At 68.3% G+C, this 15013-nt stretch carries 19 protein-coding genes; 11 read left to right on the top strand and 8 right to left on the bottom strand.

Annotation, left to right across the window (positions count from 1 at the left end):
- Positions 1–11: 11 nt before the first annotated feature.
- The 4 genes from ESP70_RS20035 to ESP70_RS05505 are packed head-to-tail and all read left to right on the top strand — an operon-like array spanning position 12 to position 1383.
- Positions 12–173 carry a hypothetical protein gene (locus ESP70_RS20035; protein WP_188110502.1) on the top strand — a complete coding sequence of 54 codons (162 nt, stop codon included), beginning with the start codon at positions 12–14 and terminating at the stop codon, positions 171–173.
- A gap of 3 nt (positions 174–176) precedes the next feature.
- The gene (locus ESP70_RS05515) at positions 177–566 is read left to right on the top strand and encodes a TadE/TadG family type IV pilus assembly protein (RefSeq protein ID WP_246161818.1); all 390 of its coding nucleotides are present in this window, start codon (positions 177–179) and stop codon (positions 564–566) included.
- Complete coding sequence (locus tag ESP70_RS05510; protein WP_149688282.1) at positions 563–988, top strand: hypothetical protein; 426 nt, start codon at positions 563–565, stop codon at positions 986–988. Before ESP70_RS05515 ends, ESP70_RS05510 begins: the two co-directional genes overlap by 4 nt.
- Positions 985–1383 (top strand): pilus assembly protein TadG-related protein, encoded by a 399-nt coding sequence (locus tag ESP70_RS05505; RefSeq protein WP_149688281.1) that lies wholly within the window; start codon positions 985–987, stop codon positions 1381–1383. The genes ESP70_RS05510 and ESP70_RS05505 overlap by 4 nt, the downstream gene beginning before the upstream one ends.
- Here the strand turns inward: ESP70_RS05505 and ESP70_RS05500 are convergent.
- Together ESP70_RS05500 and ESP70_RS05495 are read right to left on the bottom strand one after the other, a co-directional pair.
- Complete coding sequence (locus ESP70_RS05500; RefSeq protein ID WP_149688280.1) at positions 1380–1769, bottom strand: PPOX class F420-dependent oxidoreductase; 390 nt, start codon at positions 1767–1769, stop codon at positions 1380–1382. The genes ESP70_RS05505 and ESP70_RS05500 overlap by 4 nt on opposite strands.
- Positions 1766–2362, bottom strand: a complete 597-nt coding sequence (locus ESP70_RS05495) for a dihydrofolate reductase family protein (protein WP_149688279.1) — start codon at positions 2360–2362, stop codon at positions 1766–1768. The genes ESP70_RS05500 and ESP70_RS05495 overlap by 4 nt, the downstream gene beginning before the upstream one ends.
- A 91-nt stretch (positions 2363–2453) precedes the next feature.
- Here ESP70_RS05495 and ESP70_RS05490 point away from each other — a divergent pair, with 91 nt between their 5' ends.
- Complete coding sequence (locus ESP70_RS05490) at positions 2454–2906, top strand: winged helix-turn-helix transcriptional regulator (RefSeq protein WP_149688278.1); 453 nt, start codon at positions 2454–2456, stop codon at positions 2904–2906.
- Here the strand turns inward: ESP70_RS05490 and ESP70_RS05485 are convergent.
- The gene (locus ESP70_RS05485; RefSeq protein WP_149688277.1) at positions 2903–3319 is read right to left on the bottom strand and encodes an HIT family protein; all 417 of its coding nucleotides are present in this window, start codon (positions 3317–3319) and stop codon (positions 2903–2905) included. The genes ESP70_RS05490 and ESP70_RS05485 overlap by 4 nt on opposite strands.
- A 37-nt stretch (positions 3320–3356) precedes the next feature.
- Between ESP70_RS05485 and ESP70_RS05480 the strand changes: the two genes are divergently transcribed.
- Together ESP70_RS05480 and prfB are read left to right on the top strand one after the other, a co-directional pair.
- Entirely contained in the window at positions 3357–3539 is a 183-nt protein-coding gene (locus tag ESP70_RS05480) for a DUF5302 domain-containing protein (protein WP_056212555.1), read from the top strand.
- A gap of 22 nt (positions 3540–3561) precedes the next feature.
- A complete protein-coding gene (gene prfB / locus ESP70_RS05475) occupies positions 3562–4668 on the top strand; it encodes a peptide chain release factor 2 (protein WP_149688276.1) in 1107 nt (368 codons plus the stop codon).
- A 100-nt stretch (positions 4669–4768) separates the two neighbouring features.
- On the opposite strand, the gene ESP70_RS05470 is transcribed toward prfB, so the two are convergent.
- The 5 genes from ESP70_RS05470 to ESP70_RS05450 form a co-directional block, all read right to left on the bottom strand.
- On the bottom strand, positions 4769–5776 hold the full coding sequence (locus ESP70_RS05470) for a sugar phosphate isomerase/epimerase family protein (protein ID WP_149688275.1): 1008 nt from the start codon (positions 5774–5776) through the stop codon (positions 4769–4771).
- Complete coding sequence (locus ESP70_RS05465) at positions 5773–6960, bottom strand: Gfo/Idh/MocA family protein (RefSeq protein WP_149688274.1); 1188 nt, start codon at positions 6958–6960, stop codon at positions 5773–5775. Before ESP70_RS05465 ends, ESP70_RS05470 begins: the two co-directional genes overlap by 4 nt.
- 79 nt (positions 6961–7039) lie before the next feature.
- Positions 7040–8086 (bottom strand): substrate-binding domain-containing protein, encoded by a 1047-nt coding sequence (locus tag ESP70_RS05460; RefSeq protein ID WP_149688273.1) that lies wholly within the window; start codon positions 8084–8086, stop codon positions 7040–7042.
- A 43-nt stretch (positions 8087–8129) separates the two neighbouring features.
- Positions 8130–9143, bottom strand: a complete 1014-nt coding sequence (locus tag ESP70_RS05455; protein ID WP_149688272.1) for an ABC transporter permease — start codon at positions 9141–9143, stop codon at positions 8130–8132.
- On the bottom strand, positions 9140–10672 hold the full coding sequence (locus ESP70_RS05450) for a sugar ABC transporter ATP-binding protein (protein WP_223148611.1): 1533 nt from the start codon (positions 10670–10672) through the stop codon (positions 9140–9142). Before ESP70_RS05450 ends, ESP70_RS05455 begins: the two co-directional genes overlap by 4 nt.
- Before the next feature lie 109 nt (positions 10673–10781).
- Here ESP70_RS05450 and ESP70_RS05445 point away from each other — a divergent pair, with 109 nt between their 5' ends.
- The 4 genes from ESP70_RS05445 to ESP70_RS05430 all read left to right on the top strand — a co-directional run bounded on the left by ESP70_RS05445 (position 10782) and on the right by ESP70_RS05430 (position 15010).
- Positions 10782–11990, top strand: a complete 1209-nt coding sequence (locus tag ESP70_RS05445) for an ROK family transcriptional regulator (RefSeq protein WP_188110501.1) — start codon at positions 10782–10784, stop codon at positions 11988–11990.
- Positions 11991–12037: 47 nt separating this feature from the next.
- Entirely contained in the window at positions 12038–12727 is a 690-nt protein-coding gene (gene ftsE / locus ESP70_RS05440) for a cell division ATP-binding protein FtsE (protein ID WP_149688270.1), read from the top strand.
- A gap of 9 nt (positions 12728–12736) precedes the next feature.
- Positions 12737–13651 carry a permease-like cell division protein FtsX gene (ftsX, locus tag ESP70_RS05435; protein ID WP_149688269.1) on the top strand — a complete coding sequence of 305 codons (915 nt, stop codon included), beginning with the start codon at positions 12737–12739 and terminating at the stop codon, positions 13649–13651.
- A gap of 111 nt (positions 13652–13762) precedes the next feature.
- Complete coding sequence (locus ESP70_RS05430; protein WP_149688268.1) at positions 13763–15010, top strand: M23 family metallopeptidase; 1248 nt, start codon at positions 13763–13765, stop codon at positions 15008–15010.
- The last annotated feature ends 3 nt before the right edge of the window (positions 15011–15013 follow it).

The following is a 15013-nucleotide window of genomic DNA, read 5'->3' as shown; positions in this document are numbered from 1 at the left end:
AAGGAACTCACATGTCGTTTTTCCGATCCCGTCGCCCTGACGAGCGCGGGGACGTCCCCGGCTGGGTCATGATCACCGTCATGAGCGCAGGCATCGTGGCGGTGCTGTCGGCGGTCGCCGGCCCCCAGCTGCGGTCGATGCTGACGCAGGCCCTGTCGGCGGTCGGCGGCTGAGCCGTGCGTGTGCCGGGCCGCCGCGAGCGCGGGGCGGCAGTCGTCGACTTCGTGCTGATCATGGTGCTGCTGGTTCCGCTGGTGCTCGGAGTGGCCCAGGTGGCTCTCGTGCTGCACGTACGCAACACCGCGGCTGCCGCGGCCTCCGAGGGTGCGCGGTCGGCGGCGCCCTTGGGAGCCACTCCGGCTGATGGCGCGGCGCGCACCCGCGACATGATCCGTGACGCCCTCGCCGACCACTACGCCGATGACGTGACGGCGACCCGTACGTCGATCGGCGGCGTGCCCGGCACGGAGGTGGTCGTACGCACTCGGGTCCCTGCCCTTGGCCTGTTCGGACCCTCCGTCCCGATCACCGTACGAGGACACGCCGTCAGCGACGTCGAGCCGTGAGCCGCGACAACGGCACCGCGACGGTCGAGTTCGTCTGGCTCTCGATCCTGCTCCTCGTGCCCTTCGTCTACATCCTTGTCGCGGTGTTCGACGCCCAGCGTGCGTCCTATGGGGTGTCGACCGCGAGCCGTTCCGCGGCGCGCGCCTTCTTGCAGGCACCTGACGTCGCCTCGGGGGAGCAGCGGGCGAGGCTCGCCGCCCGGGTCGCGCTCGACGATCAGGGCCTGCCCGCCGCCAGCGTCCAGATCACCTGCCTGCCGTCGCCCGCGGACTGCCTGCAGCCGGGTTCGTCGGTCCGGGTCGTCGTCCGTACGACCCAGCAGCTCCCGCTCACGCCCAGCGCGCTCGGATCGCAGCTCGGTGGCATCACGGTCGACAGCACCCACACGCAGCCCTACGGCACGTTCCGGAGGGAGCGATGAGGCGCGAGGACGGCCAGATCACCGTGATGACGATCGGCTTCTTCGTGTTCCTCGGCCTGCTGGCTGTCGTGGTCGTCAACTCATCGGCCGCCTTCCTGCAGCGTCAGCAGCTCGACAACATCGCGGACGGGGCGGCGCTCGCCGCGGCGGACGGACTGAGCCGCGCCGACTTCTACCGGCGCGGCGAGGTCACGCTCGACGACGCCGAGGCCCGCCGACTCATCGGTGAGTACGTCACGGGCGACGGCATCCGGGTCGTCGCCGTGCGCACCGACGGCGACCAGGTCCACGTACGTCTCGAGCGCACCGTGGAGCTGGCGATCGCGCCGCCGGGCTGGACGTCGCGGACCACGATCGTGTCCGAGGCGACGTCCCAGCTCCGGCTCGGCGACTAGCCCTCGTTGCGGCCGGCGATCTGGCGCTCGGGCTCGATGAGGGCCACGACGCGCTCGGCGTCCCGCCCGTACGGCTGACCGAGGTATTTCATCGCGATCCGGTCGACGACCTCCCAGGCGGCGTTACCCTCGAGCCACTGCACGACGCGGCCACGGATGATGACGGGATGGAACGGGTTGTCGACCGGCGTCATCGAGAGCGCGACGCGCGGATCGCGCCGCAGGTTGCGGGCCTTGAGGGTGTGCGGGCCGGTGAGGATCGCGACGTGGTCGCCCTCGGTGCCGACCCAGACGGGCACCGAATGGGGTGCCCCGTCGGGAAGGATCGTCGCGAGGTGCGCGGTCGAGGTGCCGTCGAGGACCTCGCGGACTTCGGGGTCGATCATCGCTGCACCTCGTAGTGGAGATGCGTCACGCCCGGTGCAGGCACGGCCTCGATCAGGCGCAGCCGAATGTGCTCAGGCAGCTCCTGGAAGAACGGCCGGCCGGCGCCGAGCAGGATCGGGATCTGGTTGAGCACCAGCTCGTCGACCAGGCCGACCTTGAGCGCTTCGGTCACGATGCCGCCGCCCATCAGGGCGACGTCCTTGTCGCCGGCCGCCTCCTTGGCGGCGGCGATCGCATCCTCGATCCCGGTGCTGACGAGAGTCTGGCGGTCGCCCATGTCCGGGGCTGGGCGATGGCTGAGGACGAACAAGGGTGCTGTCGGGTGCGGCGCTCCGTCGTTGCCGAACTGCTCGGAGTCGTCGTACGTCTTGCGCCCGGCGAGTGAGGCGCCGACGCGCTCCGCCAGAGTGTCGAACAGTGGAGCGCTGGCAGCGCTGAGCGTGAAGCCGTCGAACACCTGACTGGGGACATCCCCGGTGAAGAACCAGTCGAAGAGTGCCCCGCCGTCACCGAGCCCGTGGCCGGGACGGGCGTTGCGCCCTGTGACGAAGCCGTCGACCGAGACCGACATGGCGGTGAAGACCTTGCTCATGATCGTGATTCCTTTCGAGTTCCGTGAAGAGACTCTGCGACCGTAACATCTAAAGTTTCTTGAGGGAACCCCAATGCGCTACGATGAAGCCATGCAACGTACGGACTTCGGTGCTATGGCCTGCTCGATCGCCCGCACCCTCGATGTCATCGGCGAGCCCTGGTCACCGCTGATCCTGCGCGACGTGTGGGTCGGGATGAACCGGTTCGAGCAGCTCCAGTCCGACCTCGGCATCTCCCGCAAGGTGCTGACCGAGCGGCTCAACCACCTCGTCGAGCACGGCGTGCTGGAGCGCCGGCCGTACGACAACCGGCCGCGCCACGAGTACCACCTGACCGAGAAGGGCACCGATCTCGTCGACGTGCTGATGGTCATGGTGCGGTGGGGTGACACGTGGCTGGCGGGGGAGGCCGGACCGCCGGTGCTCTATCGCCATCACGCGTGCGGCGAGATCAGCAGCGTCGACCTGCGCTGCTCCGGCTGCGGTGAGCCGATGCACGCCGGCGACATCGACGTGCTGCCCGGCCCCGGCGCGGCCGCCTAGCCGTCGAGGGCAGCGCGGAGCTTGGCGGCGTACTCCTCGGCCTCGCCGTCGGCGTACTTCGTGCGTGGCCAGAAGAATCCTCGCAAGCCATCGCCCTTCGTACGGGGGACGACGTGCACGTGCAGATGTGCGACGCTCTGCGACACGACGTTGTTCATCGCGACGAACGTGCCCTGCGCGCCGAGCCCCGACGTGATGGCGTCGGCGACGCGCTGTGCGGTGCTGAACAACGGCACGATCAGCGGCTCGGGCAGGTCGGACAGTGTCACGACGTGCTCGCGCGGCACGAGCAGCGTGTGCCCCTTGAACACCGGGCGTACGTCGAGGAAGCCGACGACGTCATCGGTCTCGAGGACGATCGTGGCGGGAGTCGTCCCGGCGATGATGCCGCAGAACAGGCAGTCCTTCTCCATGGGTCGATCCCATCACAGGTTGGCATAGGGTGGACGTATGGCTGAATCAGAAGGCACCGACAACAAGTCCGACATGAAGGCCAAGTTCCGCGAGGCGCTGGAGAAGAAGAAGGGCAAGCACCACGCGACCGCCGAAGGCGCCGAGCACGACGGCAGCGAGAAGTCGCACGGAGCCAACGGTCCCACGCAGTCGCCGGAGTTCCGCCGCAAGAGCATCTGACCGCTCCCTGTAACCTCGTCGGGTGGCGACACCGGATTTTGCAGAGCAGACCAAGGCCCTCGACGCGACCCTGACGTCGATCGAGAAGGTCCTCGATCTCGACTCGATTCGCGCGGAGATCGCGACCCTCCAGGAAGAGGTCGGCGATCCCGGGCTGTGGGACGACCAGGCCAACGCGCAGCGCGTCACGAGCCGGCTCTCCGCACTCCAGGCCGAGGTCGAGCGGGTCACAGGTCTGCGCGGACGTCTCGACGACCTCGAGATCATGCACGAGATGGCCCTCGAGGAGGACGATGCTTCCGCTTCGGCTGAAGTCGCCTCCGAGCTCGTACGCATCCAGAAGGCCATCGACTCCCTCGAGATCCGCACGCTGCTGTCGGGCGAGTACGACGAGCGCGACGCCCTCGTGTCGATCCGCTCCGGCGCCGGTGGCGTCGACGCCGCCGACTTCGCCCTGATGCTCCAGCGCATGTACATCCGCTGGGCCGAGCGCCACGGCTACAGCGTCGAGGTCTACGACACGTCGTACGCCGAAGAGGCCGGCATCAAGTCGACGACGTTCGCGGTCAAGGCGCCCTACGCGTACGGGACGCTGTCGGTCGAGGCCGGCACGCACCGCCTGGTCCGCATCTCGCCGTTCGACAACCAGGGCCGGCGCCAGACGTCGTTCGCCGCGGTCGAGGTCGTGCCGGTGCTCGAGGAGACCGACGAGATCGACATCCCCGAAGAGGACATCCGCGTCGACGTCTTCCGCTCGTCGGGTCCCGGCGGGCAGAGCGTCAACACGACGGACTCCGCCGTACGCCTGACGCACATCCCGACCGGCACGGTCGTCAGCTGCCAGAACGAGAAGAGCCAGCTGCAGAACAAGGCCAGCGCGATGGTGATCCTCAAGGCCAAGCTGCTGGCGCTCAAAAAGGCCGAGGAGCGGGCGCAGCTCGACGAGCTGCGCGGCGACGTGCAGGCGTCGTGGGGCGACCAGATGCGCAACTACGTCCTCAACCCCTACCAGATGGTCAAGGACCTGCGCACCGAGTACGAGACCGGCAACACGCAGGCCGTGCTCGACGGCGAGATCGACGACTTCATCGAGGCTGGGGTGCGTTGGCGCAGGGGCCAAGAAGCCTGACTGACGGTGTGGCGGTGACCTGGTCGTCTGTCCGTCGCTCGGATAGCCGACTCACGCACCGCGACGTGTCGGGATGGGCGACCAGGTCACCGCTCCCTGCTCAGTCGGAGGACGAGAAGGCGGCGTCGAAGGCTGCGGTCGGGGTGTCGAACAGGTTGGCCTTGACGAATGCCAACGCCTCGGGCGCACCCAGCAGGCGATCCATGCCGGCGTCCTCCCACTCGATCGAGATGGGCCCGTCGTAGCCGATCGTGTTGAGCATCCGGAAGCACGCCTCCCACGGCACGTCGCCGCGACCGGTCGACACGAAGTCCCAGCCCCGCCGCGGGTCCGCCCAGGGCAGGTGCGAGCCGAGCCGGCCGTTGCGGCCGTTGCCGACCTGCTTCTTCGCGTCCTTGCAGTCCACGTGATAGATCCGGTCCTTGAAGTCCCACAGGAAGCCCAGGGGATCGAGGTCCTGCCACACGAAGTGCGACGGGTCCCAGTTGAGCCCGAACGCCTCGCGGTGACCGATCGCGTCGAGCGCGGCGTGCGTCGTCCAGTAGTCGTACGCGATCTCGCTGGGGTGCACCTCGTGGGCGAAGCGCACGCCCTCCTCGTCGAACACGTCGAGGATGGGATTCCAGCGGTCGGCGAAGTCCTGGTATCCGGCCGCGACCATCTCCTCGGAGGCTGGCGGGAACATCGCGACGTACTTCCAGATCGATGAGCCGGTGAACCCGATGACGGTGTCGACGCCCAACAGCTTCGCGGCACGAGCGGTGTTCTTCAGTTCCTCGGCGGCTCGCAGGCGTACGCCCTCGGGATCGCCGTCGCCCCAGATGCGCGACGACAGGATGCCTTGGTGTCGCGCATCGATCGGGTCGTCACAGACGGCCTGGCCGGTCAGGTGGTTGGAGATTGCGTAGACCTTGAGCCCGTTCTTCTCCAGGATGTCGTGGCGGCTCTGGACGTACGAGGGGTCCTCAACAGCAGCCCACGGATCGAAGTGATCGCCCCAGCAGGCGATCTCGAGGCCGTCGTAGCCCCATTCACCGGCGAGGCGTGCGACCTCCTCGAACGGCAGGTCGGCCCACTGCCCGGTGAACAGCGTGATCGGTCGAGTCATGAGTCCGCTCCTGTCGTGTGCGTGGTGCCGTCGGCGGCGCTTGCCTCGACCGCTGCGAGTACGCGCTGCACGGCGAGGCCGTCGGCGAACGAGGGGACCGGATCGGCGCCCTTGGCGATGTCGGTGACGAGGTCGACGACCTGGTGCGTGAAGCCGTGCTCATAGCCGAGGCCGTGACCGGGCGGCCACCACGCCGCGATGTAGGGATGGGTCGCCTCAGTGACCATGATGCGGCGGAAGCCGGCGACGGCCGGGTCCTCGGTCGCGTCGAACAGCTCGAGGACGTTCATGTCCTCGAAGTCGAACGCGATCGAGCCGCGCGTGCCGTTGATCTCGAGCCGCAGGGCGTTCTTGCGGCCGGTCGCGAACCGGGTCGCCTCGAAGACGCCGATGGCGCCGTCGGCGAAGCGGGCGGTGAAGGCGGCCGCGTCGTCGACGGTCACCGGTCCGCGCTCGGCATCGGCGCTGGAGGTGCCGCCGAGCGTCGCGCTGTCGCCCGCGATCGGGCGGGTCTTGACGAACGTCTCCATGAGTCCGCTCACCGAGGTGATCGACGAGCCGGTGACGTACTGCGCCATGTCGATGATGTGGGCGCCGATGTCGCCCAGAGCGCCGGATCCGGCCAGCGACTTGTCGAGCCGCCAGCTCAGTGGCGCGTTCTCGTCGGCCAACCAGTCCTGCAGGTATTGGCCGCGCACGTGGCGGATCGTGCCGAGCCGGCCCGACGCGACGAGCTGCCGGGCGTACGCGACGGCCGGCGTACGCCGATAGGTGAAGCCGACCATCGCGCGTACGCCGCGCTTGGCGGCCTCGGTGGCAGCTGCGGCCATGGCTTCGGCCTCCGCGACGGTGTTGGCCAACGGCTTCTCGCAGAGCACGTGTTTGCCGGCCTCGAGCGCGGCGATCGCGATCTCGGCGTGCGTGTTGCCCGGTGTGCAGATGTCGATGACGTCGATGTCGTCGCGGGTCAGCAGCACCCGCCAGTCGGTCTCGACGGACTCCCAGCCGAACCGGCGTGCGACGTCGCCGGCGGCGTCCTCGTTGCGACCGCAGACGGCCGTGAGTCGCGGGCGGAGCGGGAGGTCGAAGAAGGCGGGGGCGGTGCGCCAGGCCTGGGAGTGGGCGGCGCCCATGAAGGCGTAGCCGACCATGCCGATCCCGAGCTCGGTACGTGTGTCGGTCATGTCCCTGCTCTCGTGTGAGGTGGTCTCAGTGTGGCGTGGTGGTGGGGGCCCGCGGCGGCGGCCGCGGGCCCCCGTCCGATCAGGACCGGAACGCGGACGGCAGGTACGTGTCGACGTTGTCCTTGGTGACGACCGGCGCGGCCAGCTTGAGCTGACGCGGCACCTCGATCTCCGAGAGATCCGACATCGACTTGCCCTGGACGAGCAGGCGGGCCAGCTTGATGCCGTCAGCAGCCTGGGTCGACGGGTAGACGACGGTGGCCTTGAGCACCGAGTTGCCGGCCTTGATGGCCTCCATGACGTCGGCCGAGCCGGCACCGCCGATCATCGTGAACTCGTCACGGTTGGCGTTCTTGATCGCCGCGAGGACGCCGACACCCTGGTCGTCGTCGTGGTTCCACAGGTAGTCGATCTTGGGCGCAGCCTGCAGCAGGTTGGACGCCGCCTTCTCACCCGACTCGACCGTGAACTCGGCCGCGACGCGGTTGTTGACCTTGAGGCCGCACTTCTTGAGCGCGTCCGCGAAGCCCCGTGACCGGTCCTGCGTCAGGGGCAGCGAGTCGATGCCGGCGATCTCGGCGACGATCTTGTTCTTGTCGCCCTTGGCGTCGTCGCAGACGTACGTGCCAGCAGAGACGCCCATGCCGTAGTTGTCACCCAGCACGGTGCTGCGGGCCGCGAACGGCGAGTCGAACTCGCGATCGACGTTGATCACGACGATGCCGGCGTCCATAGCCTTGCGGGCCACCGACGTCATGGCTGCACCGTCGAACGGCAGCAGCACGATGGCGTCGACCTTGTCGTTGATGAACGTCTCGACCTGCGAGATCTGCAGGTTGACGTCGTTGGTGCCCTCGGCGACCTTGAGCGAGATGTCCTTGTACTCCTTGGCCTGGGCGACCGCGTTCTTGGTGATGGCGCCCATCCAGCCGTGATCGGCGGCCGGTGCCGAGAAGCCGATGACGACCTTCTTGCCGGGCTTGTCGTTGTCGGTGTTGCTCTTGCTGACGTTGGAGTTCGAGTCGCCGTCGGAGCTGTTGCCGCACGCGCCGAGCACGAGCGTGGCTGCTGCGAAGGCACCGACGATCGCGAGACCGCGACGCCGACGATGATGGAAAGCGGACATGGTGTGGACTCCTGTTGTGGTGGGGGCGGACGGACTGGAGAAGTCAGGTCTTGCGATTCGCGATCTGCTGCTGGAGCAGCACGGCGATCACGATGATCACGCCGTTGGCGACGGCCTGGGTGGACGTCGACAGGTTGTTGAGCGTGAACACGTTGGTGAGGGTCGTGAAGATCACCACGCCAAGCAGGGTGCCGGTGACAGTGCCGCGGCCACCGCTGAGCAGCGTGCCGCCGATCACGACGGCCGCGATGGTCTGCAGCTCGAGCCCCGTGCCGTGGGTCGACGACCCTGTGGTGGTGCGGGACATCAGCATCACGGCGGCGATGCCGCAGGTCAGGCCCGACAGGGCGTACAGGTAGACGGTGTGGCGCTGGACCTTGATGCCGGCGAGACGCGCCGCCTCGGGGTTGCCGCCGACGGCGAACGTCCGGCGGCCGAACGTCGTGCGGTTGAGCAGGAACCAGCCGGCTGCTGTGACGACGGCGAAGATGATCACGATGACAGGTATGCCGGCAGGCTCGGCGCCGAAGAAGTCGGTGAAGCCCTGGTTGCGGATGATCTGGGTCTTGCGGTCGGCGATGACTTCGGCGAGGCCACGGGCGGAGGCCAGCATCGCGAGCGTCGCGATGAACGGGACGACCTTGCCGTACGCGATCAGCACGCCGTTGATGATCCCGGCGCACGTGCCGACCAAGAGCGCGCTGAAGACCATCGCGATCCAGCCGATGCTGTCGGCCATGTCCTGCGTGCCGGTCGTCGTGGCCCACACGGAGGCGAGAGCCAGGATGGCGCCGACCGAGAGGTCGATGCCGCCGCCGGTGATCACGAACGTCATGCCGACCGCGACCACGCCGGTGACGGCCGCGAGGCGGAGGATCGTGACGACGTTGTCGGTGCTGGCGAATCGGTCGCCGGCGGTGACGATGCCGACGACGCACAGGATGACGAGGGCGATGACGAGGCCGAGGTTGCGGACCGGGCCGAGGCCGCCCCCGCGATCCGCCTTGGCGGGTGCTGGCGCCGCCAGCGAGGGGTCGTTCTGAAGGGAGGCGCTCACGCGATGTCTTCTTCCTGGATCGGGGTCGAGTCGTGCTCGGCGAGGATGCGGTCGAGCACGCCGGAGGCGTCGATGGCGTCGCTCGGGCCGTCGTGGACGACCCGGCCGTCGGCGACGACGAGGACCCGGTCGGACAGGCCGAGCACCTCCTCGATGTCGCTGGAGACGATCACGAGCGCAACGCCGGAGTCGGCGAGCTCACGGATCAGCGTGTAGATCTCGGCGCGTGCTCCGACGTCGACGCCACGGGTCGGCTCGTCGAGCAGCAGCACCTTGCACGACCGCAGCAGCCAACGAGCCAGGACGACCTTCTGCTGGTTGCCGCCCGAGAGCGTGCGGATGATGCGGTTGGGATCGTCGGGGCGTACGTCGACCGAGCGCGCCGCCTCGTGCGCCGCCCGGCGTTCGGCGCCCTCGCGCGAGATGCCGTACTGCGCGAACCGGTCGAGGCTGGCCAGCGAGATGTTGCGATAGACGGCGTCGTCGAGCACGAGTCCTTGGGACTTCCGCTCCTCCGGGCACAGGCCGAGGCCGGCGGAGACTGCGGCCGAGACCGACCCGTTGCGCAGGGTCCGGCCGGCCACCTTCACCGAGCCCGAGCTCGCCCGGCGAGCGCCATAGACGGTCTCGATGATCTCGCTCCGCCCGGCGCCGACCAGTCCGGCGAGGCCGACGATCTCTCCAGGACGTACGTCGAACGACACGTCGGCGAACTCGCCGTGACGGGTGATCGCGTCGACGCTCAGCAGGGGAGCGCCGTCAGGCAGCTCGGTCGTACGCCTCGGGAACACCGACGACACGGTGCGCCCGGTCATCAGCGTGACGAGCTCGGAGGTCGGGGTCTCTCGGGCCGGCAGGTCGGTGGCGACCGTGCGGCCGTCCTTGAGCACCGTGAGGCGGTCGCCGATCCGGCGGATCTCCTCCAGGCGATGCGAGATGTAGATGATCGCGGCGCCGGAGGTGCGGAGGTCCTCGACGACGCGGAACAGCCCGTCGACCTCGTCAGGATCGAGCACGGCGGACGGCTCGTCCATCACGATGACCTGGGCGTTGCGGGACAGCGCACGGGCCATCGACACGATCTGCTTGCCGGCCGCAGAGAGGCTGCCGACCTCGCGGGTCGGCCGGATCTCGGGGTGGCCGAGCCGGCGCAGCAGCTCGCGCGCCGAGCGGTTCATGTCGCGGTCGCGGGTGACGCCGCCGCGCGCCTTCTCGTGGCCGAGGTAGATGTTGTCGGCGACGCTGAGCCCGTCGATGAGGTCGAGCTCCTGGTAGATCGTCGCGATCCCGGTCGCCAGCGCGGCCTGCGGATCCGAGAAGCTGATCGGTTCGCCGTCCCACAGGATCGTGCCCTCGTCGACGTCGTGGGCGCCCGACAGGATCTTGATCAGGGTGGACTTGCCGGCGCCGTTCTGGCCCAGCAGGCAGTGCACCTCGCCTGCGCGCACGACGAGGTCGACACCGTCCAGGGCGCGCACGCCGGGGAACTCCTTGACGATGCCGCGCATCTCGAGCAGGGGCTGTGGCATGGCCGTGATGCTAGTCACAGGTTTTGTCGTTCGTCAAGCAAAAGTATGATGTTGAGCGACATACTTGGTTCACAATCATCACGAAAGGGTGCATGGTTTACTCATGGCCATGACCGTGCCCGCCGCGCTGCCGCCGACTCTCGCCGGTACGGGTGAGCTGTTCCAGCTGCTGCGCGACGGCACCCCCCGCACGCGCGCCGAGCTCGCCCAGTTGTCGTCGCTGGCGAGATCGACCGTGACCGCCCGGGTCGACGCGCTGCTGGCGTCGGGACTGCTCGCGCCGGTCGGCGAGGCCGCCTCGACCGGCGGCCGTCCGCCGACGCGTTTCGCCCTCAACCGCGACAACCGCGTGGTGCTGGCGATCGACCTGGGCGCCTCGCACGCCAGTGTTGCCGTGACCGACCTGTCGGGCCGGGTGCTCGACGAGAAGACCGTCGACAGTGACATCGCGGACGGCCCCGAAAGGGTCCTCGACCGGGTCGCGACGATAGGTCGCAAGCTGCTGACCGCGATCGAGCGCCCGCTGAGCGACGTAGCGGGCGTCGGCATCGGTGTGCCGGGGCCGGTCGAGCACGCCACCGGCCGCCCCGCGAACCCGCCAATCATGCCGGGCTGGCACGACTTCGACATCCCGGCGCACCTCGGCAAGACGTTCGTCGGCCCGGTGCTCGTCGACAACGACGTCAACCTCATGGCGCTCGGCGAGTACGCGACGTCGTGGCAGGCCGCACCCCACCTGCTGCTCGTCAAGGTCGCGACCGGCATCGGCGCCGGCATCGTCTCGGACGGCCGGCTCATGCGCGGCGCGCTCGGCTCGGCCGGCGACCTCGGGCACGTCCAGGTCGCCGGGGCCCGCGAGGACGTCGTCTGCCGGTGCGGCAACACCGGCTGCCTCGAGGCCGTGGCCGCCGGGCCGGCGATCGCCGCCAAGCTGCGTGAGCGCGGGCTCGACGTCGAGGGCTCGCAGGACATCGTGGACGCCGTCGTCGCCGGAGAGATCGCCGCGCTCCAGGCCGTACGCGAGGCCGGTCGTGACCTGGGCACGGTGCTCGCGACCTGCGTCAACCTGCTCAACCCGTCGGTCATCGTGATCGGCGGCAAGCTCTCGGAGGCAGGGGAGTACCTCTTGGCAGGCGTACGCGAGGTCGTCTATCAACGATCGCTGCCGCTGGCGACGCACGACCTGCGGATCGTCAGCACCTCGGCCGCGAGCCGAGGCGGGATCCTCGGGGCGAGCGCCATGGTCGTCGACGCCGTGCTCGCGCCGCGCGCCGTCGACGAGTACGTCGCGAGACAGACTGCAGCGCAAACGGCCTAGGCAGCCGGGTCCAACGCCCGGTGGGGTCGCCCACCTACACTCGACGGGTGATTCGATTCGACAAGGTCACCAAGACCTATCCCGGCCAGAAGCGTGCTGCGCTCGACGCCGTCGACCTGGAGATCGAGAAGGGCGAGTTCGTCTTCCTCGTCGGCTCCTCCGGCTCGGGCAAGTCGACGTTCCTGCGCCTGATCCTCCGCGAGGCCCGGCCGACGACGGGTCGCGTCTATGTCGCCGGCAAGGAGATCAACAAGCTCTCGAGCTGGAAGGTGCCCAAGCTGCGCCGCCAGGTCGGCACGGTGTTCCAGGACTTCCGACTGCTGCCCAACAAGACCGTGACCGAGAACGTCGCGTTCGCGCTGCAGGTCATCGGCAAGTCGCGCAGCGAGATCAACAAGGTCGTCCCCGAGACGTTGGAGATGGTGGGGCTCGAGGGCAAGGGTCACCGCATGCCGGACGAGCTCTCGGGCGGTGAGCAGCAGCGCGTTGCCGTGGCGCGTGCGTTCGTCAACCGGCCGATGATCCTCATCGCCGACGAGCCGACCGGAAACCTCGATCCCGCGACGAGCGTCGGCATCATGAAGCTGCTCGACCGGATCAACCGCACTGACACCACCGTGGTCATGGCGACGCACGACTCGTCGATCGTCGACCAGATGCGCAAGCGGGTCATCGAGCTCGACAACGGACTCATCGTCCGTGACGAGGCCCGCGGCATCTACGGCTACCAGAACTAGGAGACGTCGATGCGAAGCACCTTGAGTGAGCTGCGCCAAAGCCTGTCCCGCAACAAGTCCATGACGATCTCGTTGGTCGTCACCATGACGGTCTCCCTGCTGTTGGTCGCGCTGGGTCTGCTGATCCAGAGCCAGGCCGACCGGACCGAGAAGTACTTCGGTTCCAAGCTCCAGCTGCAGGTCAACCTGTGCACCAAGAACTCGCCGAGCTCCAACTGCATCGGCGGGGTCGCGACGGACGACCAGAAGACGGCCGTGCAGCAGGCGCTGCGCGAGAACCCCGAGGTCAAGTCGTTCGACGTGCGCACGCCCAGCGACAACTACGAGCGGGCGCGCGCCCTCCTCGGACAGTCCGACTCCGGGCGCAAGCAGCTCGAGACCCTCAGCCCGGACTCGTTCCCGGAGTCGTACTTCGTGACGCTGAAGGACTCTGACAAGTACGACGGAGTCGTCAGCCAGGTCGCCGGCATGGACGGCGTCGGCAACGTCAACTCACTCAAGAAGCTGCTGAGTCCGTTGTTCGACTTCCTCACGAACATGAAGGTCGGTGCTTGGGCGGTCGCGCTTCTTCTGATCGTCGCGGCGATCCTGCAGGTCTCCAACACGATCCGCATGACGGCGTACGCGCGACGGCGTGAGATCGGCATCATGCGACTGGTGGGTGCGTCGAGCTGGCACATCCAGCTGCCGTTCGTCCTCGAGTCGCTGATCGCCGCGCTGCTCTCGGCCGCACTTGCCGCTGCAGGTCTCGCCGCGTTCATGTACTTCGTGGTCTATCGCTATCTCCGGCACACGCTCGGCCAACTGACGACGTGGGTGGGCTGGCACGAAGCCCTGATCGTCATGGGCGGGACGACGTTGCTCGCCCTGGTGCTGGCGCTCGTACCCACGCTCGTCATGACCCGGAAGTACCTCGACGTCTAGCCACTCCCGGAAGACCAAATACTTCCGGGTGTGACTGATGTGACGTAAGGTGCGGGAGAGGCAACCGACACGTCCTCCCTCCGGGGAGGATCTTCCCCCGAGGTCGAGGTCATGTTTTCCACCACCCGCAGAGCATCGCTGGCGGTGCTGCTGGTCGCAGCACTGATCGCTGCGCTGACGACCCCGTCGTTCGCCGACAAGCGCGACGACCTCGAAAAGCAGAAGAAGGGCGTCAGCGGCAAGATCGGCGACGCCAAGAAGGATCTCGAGCAGTCGACGCAGCAGTACGCCAACGCCGTGGCCGCGCTCAAGAAGGCACAGGGCAAGCTGAACGCCGCGCAGGCCAAGCTCAGCAGCACCCGCGGTGCCCTCGCGACGGCCAAGGCGCTGGACACCCAGATGCAGGCCAAGCTGCTCTCGACCCAGGCCGAGCTCGACGCCGCCTCGGCGCGACTCAGTCAGGGCAAGTCGGAGCTGCGCAGCTCCGAGGCCAAGGTCGAGCAGTTCGCGGTGCAGAACATCGAGCAGGGCGACCCCGGGATGCGCGCGTTCAGCGAGCTCCTGCAGGGCGAGGACCCCAACGCGTTCACCGAGCAGATGAGCCTCAACGACGCGGTCAGCGACGATCAGACAGCGACGATGCAGGGTCTCGCCGCCACGCGGGTGCTGCTCGAGGTCAATCGCAAGCGCGTGACGAAGCTGCGTGACCAGGTCAAGGTGCAGCGTGAGGCCGCCGCGGCCAACCTCGTCCGCAAGCAGCAGCTCGAAGCCGCCGCCGAAGAGCAGCGGGCCCAGGTCGTCGAGCTGGTGGTCGCCCGCAAGGGTGCCCGCAAGACCGCGGCGCGGCTCCGTGAGGCCGACAAGAAGCAGCTCGCCTCGCTCGAGTCCGACCGCCGCAGCCTCGAGGCCAAGATCCGCGCGCTCACGCCCAAGCAGGTCAACGACGCCGGTGGTGACGGCGGCGGCACGCTGTCCTACCCGGTCAGCGGGTTCCCGATCACCTCGCCGTACGGCATGCGGTTCCATCCCGTGCTGCACGTCTGGAAGCTGCACGACGGCACCGACTTCGGCGCCCCGTGCGGCACACCGGTGCACGCCGCTGCCGGTGGCACGGTCCTGCAGACGTACTACAACGGCGGCTACGGCAACCGGATCATCCTCAACAACGGCCGGATGCGCGGCAAGGGGATCGTCACGACGTACAACCACCTGACCCGCTGGATCGTCAGCCCGGGACAGCACGTCAAGCGTGGCCAGACGATCGGCTACTCCGGCACGACGGGCTACTCGACCGGCTGCCACCTGCACTTCATGGTCCTCGTGAACGGGGCGACCGTGAATCCGATGGGCTGGCTGTAGGGA

The organism is Aeromicrobium ginsengisoli, assembly GCF_004134905.2.
In the GTDB taxonomy this organism is placed as follows: domain Bacteria; phylum Actinomycetota; class Actinomycetes; order Propionibacteriales; family Nocardioidaceae; genus Aeromicrobium; species Aeromicrobium ginsengisoli.
The sequence above is the reverse complement of the archived record's forward strand: the minus strand, read 5'-3'. Positions and strand labels throughout refer to the sequence as shown.